Below are 9,704 nucleotides of genomic sequence, written 5' to 3'. Positions count from 1 at the left end.
TTTTTTTTTAGTAGTATGCTGGAAGAGATATTAGACATCCGAAATGTACAAAAAGCCTTTAAGCAGGTAACTGCTAATAAAGGAGCCGGAGGTATTGATGGTATGCAGACCGATAAACTTCGCGACTACCTGAATACACACTGGCAAACATTAAGGACTGATATTTTGGAAGGCAATTATCACCCGCAAGCCATCCGGAAAGTAGAGATACCCAAAGGCGGTGGAGGTGTGAGAGTGTTGGGTATCCCCACAGTAATCGACCGACTGTTACAACAAGCGATCTCCCAATGGTTAAGCCCGAAGTATGAGGGCGACTTTTCCTCCAATAGCTATGGTTTCCGTCCGAATCGGAACGCTCACGGGGCCGTATTACAGGCACAGACTAACTTAAATGAAGGTTATACCTGGGTTGTGGAACTTGATATTGAGAAATTCTTCGACAAGATCAACCACGATAAGCTAATGAGTTTACTGTCAGTAAAGATAAAAGATAAGCGCACCTTAAAGCTTATCCGCAGCTATCTGACCAGTGGCTTTATGGAAAATGGATTAGTGAGCGTCAGACAAGAAGGCACGCCACAGGGAAGCCCGCTTAGCCCCCTATTATCTAATATCTTTCTCAACGAACTAGACCAGATGCTAGAGGCACGTGGTCACCGGTACGTAAGATATGCCGATGATTGTAGCGTGTATGTCCGCAGCAGGAAATCCGCCCACCGGGTAATGGAAAGTATCACGAAGTATCTGGAAGATAAGTTGAAGCTAAAAGTGAATCGTGAAAAGAGCAAAATAAGCCGCCCGATGCGCAGTTCGCTACTAGGCTTTTCCTTCTATGGGAGCAAGACGGGTTGGGAAATGAGAATAGCGACCAAGTCTCTGTACAGTATCAAACAGAAGATAAAGGCCTGCACTCAACGTAACGACCCGACGCCAATAGCGGAGAAAATCCGGAAGCTTGAAACGATACTTCGGGGCTGGGTCAACTACTTTGCTATATCCAAGGCCAAAAGCCACATGCAAAGTCTGGATGAAATGGTTCGGGTCCGATTACGGATGATCCTATGGAAAAACTGGAAGAAGATTAGAACCCGGATGAAACGCCTGCTAACACTAGGAATAGACAAAGGGAAGGCGTACGAATGGGCCAACAGTAGGAAGGGGTTCTGTAGGGTGGCACACAGCCCAATATTGCAACGGGCGCTTAACAACGCCTATTTTACAAAGCAAAAATATACGGGCTTCGTGAACTACTACTATTGGAAAACAACCCACCAAATGAACTTATTCTAACAAACCGCCGTATGCGGAACCGCATGTACGGTGGTGTGAGAGGACAGTGAGGGAAATAATCCCTCACTTCCTACTCGATTTTTACGATCATGGAGATTGGTGGCTGTCCATACACAAATGATCTCCATTTTTTATTCCATCCTATAAAATGGTGCTTAATATTCTCCGTTAGAACCTGCTGCCAATAATCTGGCAAACCTTCAATAGGAGTCAAGTGATTATAATTATGACTCGACAGGAAACGTAATCCTGGATAATAATAAGGGCATATCCTAGATAATTTATAAGGATATACAGTTTTATGAAGACAGAGGATATGGACCTTCTTAATAAACTTTTTCCACTGAGGTTCCAAGAGACATATTTATAATCAGCAGAATAGCTGAGCTGGAAGGCGTTTCCTTGTCATACTGCAATCGTGTTAAAAGCTTATTTTCCACTGATCAGTTGAAAGCATTTAAAACCACTGAAAAGCAAAAACATAATGATGCTTTAAAACGTTTGAGAAAAAGAGCTGTGAGAATTGAAGGCGGCAATAATTTTATTCCGGATAGGATGTAAATTTGAACGACAAGCAGCATATTAATGTTGTCGGTCTTTGTTTCGGTAAAATAATTTTCTATGACACCACTTTTTAAAGTCCAGCTGCCAACTGGTTATTATATTACTGATATATTTGACGATTGTATTGATGCTAATATCATCTTGCCTAACAACCTGGTATATGTAGCCTCGTTTTATACGCTGAAAAAGGTTCAGTCATTAATGGAAAACGATGAGTCACCCTATTTTGCTGATCCGGACATGATACTGACCAGGGATCTTAAAAAAAGTACTATTAAGAAGGCTATCCGTACCATGGTGGAAGAAGAAAGTATCGCGTCGCTATGCAGTAAAATTGGTACTATTCAAAAGATTTATAGACTATCTGGTTACACTTCCTTTAAAGACGTAGTAGATGATCTGGCAGATGTAGAAGAGGAATAAATTTAGTTTGGATAACAGCGTCTTTCGTAAACCACAGACGCTGTTATCCTTAAAGACAGCTTTCTATTGCCCCTCAGGGAGCTTGCCTTGTTATGCCTTAACGTATGTTACCGTATATAATTTTCTGTACTGAATATAAGTAACTGAAATAATAGCAAATGCTATAATAGCATCGATTGTAGCCGGAAACCCCAGCACGGCGATTTTAGAAAAGAACGCAAAAAGGATGTCGAAAAATATGCCTGCGAATACCCATTCTTTCAATCTTAACAAACGGCCGGGGATCAACAGTACAGCCACTCCCAATAATTTAGCTACGCCAAGAATATAAATAAAGTGTGGAGGATAGCCTAATTGAACGGTGATGTCCCAAACCACTGGATTGTGAGTTAATTCGAAAAAGCCGCTTGCACCAAACCATAAAGAGATCAATATCGCGCCTGTCCAATAAATTACTTTAGTTGTCTGTGTGTTCATAGCATACATGTTTATTTGTGAATGATGACACAAAGATGGACTTCAATTTTCTGCCGGCATAAGGAGAGTTGCCCAACCGGGCATATTGATCCTTCAGGTGGACATATACTACCTTGGAATAGTCAACAACAATTCATTTTTTACCATTCCTGGGCGTCGTTCCAAACTTCTTTTTGTACGCCTTACTAAAATGCTGCACCGACGAATAGCCCATATCCAGTGCTATTTCACTAATGCTTTTTTCCTTTTTAGAGATCTCTGTTGCGGCCATTTCCAGTCGCTTGTCGGTGAGGTAGCCAAATACCGTGTTGCCGAACATTTCCTTAAATCCGTTCTTAAGTTTGAAGGTGTTGATGCCAACGATGCGGGCGAGGTCGGTGAGGGTAGGAGGCTGCTCCATGTGATTTAGGAGGTATTCCCGGGCGTATATGATACTTTCTTTGTCGGTAGCTGATTTCAGGAAACGACTATTGGAGGAATGTATTTTATGGCTGGCATCCGCCTGTAGTACCAGTAATTCGAGGCATTTGGATAAAAGGTACATTTGTTTGATACCTCCTACATAGGGGCAGTTCCGCATCTGTTCAATCGTATGAACTATTGTGCCATCGATATAAAGGTTCTGTGGCGATAGGGTACAGGGATTACCCAGGTGGATGAGGGACCCGAACTGCTGCAGGGCCTCGTTTGAATTCCGCGTAAGTTCAATGAATTTCTCTGTCCGGTATTGAACCATGAAAGTGATGAGACTGGTATCGTAACTTTTAATGATCCCCCTGCTTTCTGATGAATAGAAGATGTTATGCTGATAGTTGCCAAAGGGATACTCATGCCCATACACAGTAGTCGCAGTAGAGGTATTGCCCCGCAGATTAAAATATTGTGTGACCAGGTCGAGATTGGAAGTCCATTCGAAATGCATATCCTTTTTCAGGTTGCATTCAGCAAAGCCAATACGGATACCATCAAACCAGCAGCTTTGTATTTGCCCGGTCATATCAGGTGTTGAAAAGCGTGTATTTATTTCCGTTAGTCCGGGTGAGTCCATCCCTTCTTTTACTAAACTGTTAGAAAACAGTTCTTCCGTGGTAAATGTCTTTTCTTCCATAGCGGAGTAAAAATAGTTATTTAGGGGAGAGGGTGATTGTTTAGCAACATCAAAATCCCGCAGGTATAAAGAATAATCCCTTTAATACCATCTGTCTGATTACCGTAAAATGGTGATAATGCCTCTTGGTGGGGTGATTTGGACGGAATCTTGTGCTATATTTGTAAAAAATTGGTATGAAACGTCTGACTATTATTGTTCCGGAAGGGGATAATAACCTGAGCAGTATTGTAGGTGCTTACAAGATATTTTCGCGTGCAAATGCAATATGGAAAGGTCGCGAAGGAGAGGAGCTTTTTACCATTGAGCTGGCGGGAACATCACCCACTAAGGACTTCTATGGTGGTATTTTTAGTGTAAGGCCACATACCATGATTTCAAATGTCAGCCAAACGGACCTGATTATTGTTCCCTCTCTCAATCATGCATTTGATGCAGCTATAGAACAGAATAAGGTGCTGATCCAATGGCTGCGGACGCAATACCAGCAAGGGGCTGAAATTGCCAGCATCTGTACCGGTGCATTTCTTTTGGCTGCGGCAGGTATCCTGGAAGGAAAATCCTGCTCTACCCACTGGGCTGCTACGGACGACTTCAAACACCGTTTTCCAAATGTAAACGTGCAGTCGGATAAAATCATCACCGAGGAAAATGGTATTTATACTAATGGTGGCGCCTACTCATTTTTGAATCTGATTCTCTATCTCATAGAAAAATATTTTGACAGACAGACGGCCATCTATTGTTCTAAAGTTTTTCAGATTGAAATGGACAGGCACAGCCAGTCGTCTTTTATGATTTTCAATGGACAGAAAGAACACGGTGATGACCTGGTAAGGGCTGCCCAGTCGTATATTGAAGAAAAAATGGCAGAAAAAATTTCTTTTGAGCAGCTATCAGCAAAGTTTGCAATAGGTCGCCGCAATTTTGACCGCAGGTTCGTCAAAGCGACGGGTAATACCCCATTGGAATATTTTCAACGCATAAAGATAGAGGCGGCCAAGCGGGCATTTGAAACCACCAGGAAAACAATTAATGAGGTGATGTACGAAGTAGGGTATTCTGATCTGAAGGCATTCCGTGAGGTATTTCGTAAAATTACGGGGATGTCGCCGTTGGATTACCGGAGCAGATATAATAAGGAAGCACTCCCAGGTGGTTAACCCAATGAAAATTTAACCAGGAAGCACTAAAAGTATTACATTTAGCCTCGTAGCATTATTAACCTCCGATACTTATGAAATCTGGTTTCTTTATCATCTCCCTAATAATAATGGGCCTGACATCAGTGGCCCAAACAACAAAAGACAGCCTCGCTATCAAGTGGGCCGCGCTGGATTATATTGAGGCGCAGCATAATCCCAATCCTACTCAGATGGAAATGGCTTTACATCCGCAATTAGTGAAACGCACTTTTTGGAAGGACGCCTCCACGCAAAGAGACTATATACGCGAAACTTCAGCCGAATACATGATCCTCCTGGCAGAAGGCTACAATAAAAAAAATGATAAGTTCCCCGCCAATCCTAAGAAAGAAGTCATATTTCTTGATATTTCGGATAGAACAGCTTCCGTAAAATTAGTCGCTGATGAATGGATAGATTATATGCACCTCGTTAAATTAAATGGCTCGTGGAAAATCATCAATGTGCTGTGGCAGTATAATGATAGCTCCAGGCATAAATAGGATCTTATCTCTTAGCTGCCATCGCTTTGTCCAGACTAAATGAAAAGTCTGGCTGGCAAGCCAACAAAAATGCACCGGCACTTCCTGCCCAAACAGAATAGTCCAAAGGCGCTTTAACGCCTAGTGCTACGCTCATGGATAATGCGAAAATTAAAAGTAATAAACCAGTGAGATTGGAAACGATCTTTGTCTTATATCCAAGCAGCAGTAAAATCGCGAAACCAGCTTCCAATACTGTAGCCACAAAAGCGCTTATATTGCTTAATGCCATGGGTAGAAAAAAAGTTAACTGGCGGGTATATGCTTCAAAATTTTCCCAATTTCCCCAGGCGGCATAGCTCCCCCAGAAGCCCAGCCGATCGGCTACCGCTGAAAGTAAGCCGGCAGCTAAAGCTATTCGGAGGAACAGTTGTTGGAAATTTCCTTGAGTGGTTGTTTTAGTCATGATTTGTTGGTTAAGATGTAAAACTACAGTTCATATTTGAATACAATCTTAAACTGGTTTAAGATTGATTATTTTTGTTCTCCTTGAATTTCTATAAACCGCTCGCACTGTACGTTTATAGCATGTTGTGGTTGTCTTAATAAATGCCTGTCAAGATATAGAAAGAAAATAATTTTAGGTTACTTTAATTTAAGTTTTATTTTTGTGATCGATAAGTAGATGATGTGGCGCAAGAAATATTGGAGCAGTTTATAATTTTATTTTTTAAGGGGTAAATGTATTCCCCGCATATATCACAGCAGCGATAGAAATTCGATAAGAATTTGTATCGCTGTTTTTTTTAACCATATAATTTTGAATAAAGGCGTTATCCTACAGATGCTAAGCCGGCATCATTTGACGTTGTTAACCAGCATCGCAACACAACGTAATGTCTGACCCCGTAATCCCGAGTAATTTGGTGAACACAATTTTATTAATCTAAATTTTAAAACCAACGTATGTTAATCGACCAAACATTTATTAGCGACATCAAAACAATTATTACAGATTCCAGGGAAAAAGCTATTCGTGCAATAGACCATCAGCGGACGCTGATGTATTGGCACATTGGTAAACGTATTTTTGAAGAGGAGCAGCAGGGTATGGAAAGGGCGGATTATGGAACGTATCTCATAAAGCACCTTTCAGAACAACTTCAGCCAGAATATGGAACCAACTTTTCTCCAAGGCAATTGCATTGGTATAGGCAGTTTTATAGGACATTTCCAATTGTGTCCGCACTGCGGACACAATTGAGCTGGACACAGTATAAACTGCTGTTAAGTGTTGATAATGAAGAAGCTAGAGAGTTTTATATCGCAGAGGCAACTAAGAATAATTGGACTTCCAGGCAACTGGAAAGGCAGGTTTACAGCAATTTATACGGGCGCCCGTTATTAAGTAACGACAAGGAAAGTGTTCTTGCAGTGGCAAAAAAAGAGAAAGTGCCTTCTGATGCGAAAGAGATTATCAAAGATCCGATGGTCCTGGAATTTCTTGGTATGAAACGGGAAGCCTCTTATTATGAGCGGGACCTTGAAAGTGCAATCATCACCCATCTCCAGGATTTCTTATTAGAGCTGGGCAACGGGTTTTCCTTTGTAGCAAGGCAGAAACGAATCCATCTTGACGGTGACGAGTTCTATGTCGACCTGGTCTGCTATAACAGACTGCTCCAGTGTTTTGTAATCATAGAAATTAAAACTCACAAGCTCACGCATCAGGATTTAGGACAACTACAGATGTATGTAAATTATTTCGACCGGATAGAAAAGTTGCCACACGAAAATGCTACGATAGGTATTTTACTCTGTGCCAGTAAGAACGATACGGTCGTGAAATTTACTTTGCCGGAAGAACAAAAGCAAATTGTTGCAAGTCAATATGAACTGTATCTTCCTTCTGAAAAGCAGCTATTAGATGAGGTTGCGAAAGAAATGGAGATATTTCAGGAGAAAAGTGAAATGAGTAGTCATTTAGATAACAAGTAATGATTGATAGTGGTCACAGCTATCGGGCTGAATGCCCGATAGCTCTTCCGAAATAACTGGCACCTGAGTTCAGCGCAGGGCTTTCTTAGTATATACTTCACTGAGGTAGATCCTCACTTTTCGCTCTGTCTCGTACGGATATACGAAATTTAGCCGCTCCCCAAGTTCAGTACCAAGTTGATGAACGACATCAGTGTACGCAAATAAGGCGCGCCAGTTGTCCTCAATTTCAGCCCCGGAAAAGGTAGCCTGTATGGCACTCCAGCATTCAGGCGTAAGGTATTGGGGAAACAGGCGCCCATGTTTATTGGTGCTTACCTGCCAGTTATGTTGACTACCAATATACCATTCAATGAGGGGCACCAGGTAATTCGTACGCATCATATCTTCCGACATGAATTTAGCATAGAAGATATCATGGCGGGTGAGGCACTTGGCCACGTAGGTCATGTCCCACCAGGCATCGTTGATTACCTGTGCAAATTTTGCAGCAGATGGTGGTTGGATGATGGCCGGTGCATAGGAGGGAGGTAGTAGCTGATTTGTAATGCCGTCCTTGTCAAGGATGACACGATAGCCTATGTCCCAGTCCTCCGGCAGCTGTGGCTCAGCGGCATCCTCCAGGAAATGCTGTACGCTATATAGTTTGAAATCTATTTTTACATGATCTGCGTAGAGTACCATTTTCATCGCATGTCGGCCCTCAAAGGCTTCTTCACCTTCTTCTACAGTAGCATTGATGGAGCCGAATAACTGTAACCAGGAATTGTCGCTGATGTATTTAGGGAGATCTGTAAAGATCAGCTCTATATCGAGGTCACTGAATTCATCCACTGGTGCGTATGGGTTGACAAGGGAACTGGTGAGCAGCATGGCCCGGATTTCTGTGTTTGCCGCAGCCCAGGCAGTTACCGCTTCCAGTTTTAGATCTCTGGTGTTCATGTAAGATTTATGCGTTATTGGATTTATTGTTAAGTACTGTCTCCAGTTTCCTTAGTTTGTTATGCCAGAACTTATCGAAATAGGAAATCCATTCCTGCAATTGATTAAAACCTTCCTGGTTTAATAAACAGTACCGCTCCCGGCCAATATCCCGGATCGTAATAAATCCGGATTGGGAAAGGATTTTAATGTGTTTGGATACCGCTGGTCTGCTCATCTCAAAATTTTCTGCCAGCTCGTTGATCGTAAGCGTTTCCTTTGATAGCAGGTGCAGGATTTCCCTGCGACTAGGATCGGCTATGGTCTGAAATATATCGGGTGTCATACCGTTGCTTTGTTCAATAAGGTAGCAATTTCTCCCATGTTCTTCAGCCATCCGCCGTCCATGATGCCGAAAATCATAGTGTTTCTGTCCTGAAAGCCGCTATGGTTCAGCCGTAGCTCTGTACCGTTGTCTTTTTCATGTAGTTCCCATTCCACAAGTGTGTCCAGGGTGATTTCTCCCGGGCGGGGGCCACCTTTCCAACTGTAGGACAATCGCTTGTAGGGCTGCAATTCCAGTACCTTACAGTAAACGATTCCATCAAAATCGAACGCTGGCATTGGCCTGGTACGGAAGGTAAACTCATGGCCTATTTCCGGGCGGAAGTCGTTCGGCATCAGCCACTGGGCCAGGAGCTCAGCCTCAGTAAGATAGGCCCAAACAGCGGCGGGCGCTTGCTGATAAAAGTAAGTATGTCGGATACTATTCATGATATGTAACTTTTAGGTTACTTAAAATTAAGTGTAACTTTTGAGTTACGCAAATTTATTTTTGAATAGGAAGAGAAGGTCATGTTACACTATGAAAATGACATAATTTATTTTTCTTTTGGAGAAAATAGTGCAGCATTGGTAATAGCACAGGTAGGGCCTGTACTATTGGGAAATAATTCAGCCAGCTGGGGAGATTCAAAATTATTTTTTCTCCCTACCTTCGCACCCATGCGAAAACTATTCCTCTTCAACATCCTCATTTTTGGCTGCTTCCTTGCAGGTTCGCTACTCGTAATCCATTTCTCCGGCACACCAGTGAATCCCTGGATCGGCAGGTTCTGCCTATTCATCTCCTGCATACTCCACCTCATCGCCTTTTGGGCTAAAAACTTCGGTAGCGTAAATCACCGGATCATGGTGTTTCAATCATGGATAGTAATGGCGATGTATGTGATTGCAGGGCTGATCATCTGAAATAAT

At 42.4% G+C, this 9,704-nt stretch carries 12 protein-coding genes; 6 read left to right on the top strand and 6 right to left on the bottom strand.

What is annotated here, in order from left to right; translation table 11 throughout:
* Positions 1 to 1,290, top strand: a 1,290-nt coding sequence (gene ltrA, locus KW844_RS07205) for a group II intron reverse transcriptase/maturase (RefSeq protein WP_218376033.1), incomplete at its 5' end; no start/stop codon positions are given.
* Positions 1,291 to 1,911: 621 nt separating this feature from the next.
* Positions 1,912 to 2,277, top strand: coding sequence for a hypothetical protein (locus tag KW844_RS07200; RefSeq protein ID WP_218376032.1), 366 nt, complete (start codon positions 1,912 to 1,914; stop codon positions 2,275 to 2,277).
* A gap of 90 nt (positions 2,278 to 2,367) precedes the next feature.
* On the opposite strand, the gene KW844_RS07195 is transcribed toward KW844_RS07200, so the two are convergent.
* Positions 2,368 to 2,754: a DoxX family protein gene (locus tag KW844_RS07195; protein WP_218376031.1), complete on the bottom strand. Its 387-nt coding sequence runs from the start codon at positions 2,752 to 2,754 to the stop codon at positions 2,368 to 2,370.
* A 133-nt stretch (positions 2,755 to 2,887) separates the two neighbouring features.
* Positions 2,888 to 3,862, bottom strand: coding sequence for an AraC family transcriptional regulator (locus KW844_RS07190; RefSeq protein ID WP_218376030.1), 975 nt, complete (start codon positions 3,860 to 3,862; stop codon positions 2,888 to 2,890).
* Positions 3,863 to 4,038: 176 nt separating this feature from the next.
* On the opposite strand from KW844_RS07190, the gene KW844_RS07185 reads away from it, so the two are divergent.
* Both KW844_RS07185 and KW844_RS07180 read left to right on the top strand, forming a co-directional pair.
* Positions 4,039 to 5,025, top strand: a complete 987-nt coding sequence (locus tag KW844_RS07185) for a GlxA family transcriptional regulator (protein WP_218376029.1) — start codon at positions 4,039 to 4,041, stop codon at positions 5,023 to 5,025.
* Positions 5,026 to 5,099: 74 nt separating this feature from the next.
* Complete coding sequence (locus KW844_RS07180) at positions 5,100 to 5,549, top strand: nuclear transport factor 2 family protein (RefSeq protein WP_218376028.1); 450 nt, start codon at positions 5,100 to 5,102, stop codon at positions 5,547 to 5,549.
* Between the two features lie 4 nt (positions 5,550 to 5,553).
* Here the strand turns inward: KW844_RS07180 and KW844_RS07175 are convergent, their stop codons facing one another.
* Positions 5,554 to 5,994 carry a DoxX protein gene (locus KW844_RS07175; RefSeq protein WP_218376027.1) on the bottom strand — a complete coding sequence of 147 codons (441 nt, stop codon included), beginning with the start codon at positions 5,992 to 5,994 and terminating at the stop codon, positions 5,554 to 5,556.
* Between the two features lie 500 nt (positions 5,995 to 6,494).
* Here KW844_RS07175 and KW844_RS07170 point away from each other — a divergent pair, with 500 nt between their 5' ends.
* Positions 6,495 to 7,526, top strand: coding sequence for a YhcG family protein (locus KW844_RS07170; protein ID WP_218376026.1), 1,032 nt, complete (start codon positions 6,495 to 6,497; stop codon positions 7,524 to 7,526).
* A gap of 69 nt (positions 7,527 to 7,595) precedes the next feature.
* Here KW844_RS07170 and KW844_RS07165 read toward each other — a convergent pair whose 3' ends face one another.
* Genes KW844_RS07165 through KW844_RS07155 form a run of 3 tightly spaced genes read right to left on the bottom strand, consistent with a single transcriptional unit; the run spans position 7,596 to position 9,221 of the window.
* The gene (locus KW844_RS07165) at positions 7,596 to 8,468 is read right to left on the bottom strand and encodes an AadS family aminoglycoside 6-adenylyltransferase (protein ID WP_218376025.1); all 873 of its coding nucleotides are present in this window, start codon (positions 8,466 to 8,468) and stop codon (positions 7,596 to 7,598) included.
* 7 nt (positions 8,469 to 8,475) lie between these two features.
* On the bottom strand, positions 8,476 to 8,793 hold the full coding sequence (locus KW844_RS07160) for a helix-turn-helix transcriptional regulator (RefSeq protein WP_218376024.1): 318 nt from the start codon (positions 8,791 to 8,793) through the stop codon (positions 8,476 to 8,478).
* Complete coding sequence (locus tag KW844_RS07155; RefSeq protein ID WP_218376023.1) at positions 8,790 to 9,221, bottom strand: SRPBCC domain-containing protein; 432 nt, start codon at positions 9,219 to 9,221, stop codon at positions 8,790 to 8,792. The genes KW844_RS07160 and KW844_RS07155 overlap by 4 nt, the downstream gene beginning before the upstream one ends.
* Positions 9,222 to 9,452: 231 nt before the next feature.
* Here KW844_RS07155 and KW844_RS07150 point away from each other — a divergent pair, with 231 nt between their 5' ends.
* A complete protein-coding gene (locus KW844_RS07150; protein ID WP_218376022.1) occupies positions 9,453 to 9,698 on the top strand; it encodes a hypothetical protein in 246 nt (81 codons plus the stop codon).
* Positions 9,699 to 9,704: the final 6 nt, after the last annotated feature.

Source organism: Chitinophaga sp. sic0106, assembly GCF_019219075.1.
Classification (GTDB): domain Bacteria; phylum Bacteroidota; class Bacteroidia; order Chitinophagales; family Chitinophagaceae; genus Chitinophaga.
Note: the sequence above shows the minus strand (reverse complement) of the source record. Positions and strands in the feature narration are given on the sequence as shown.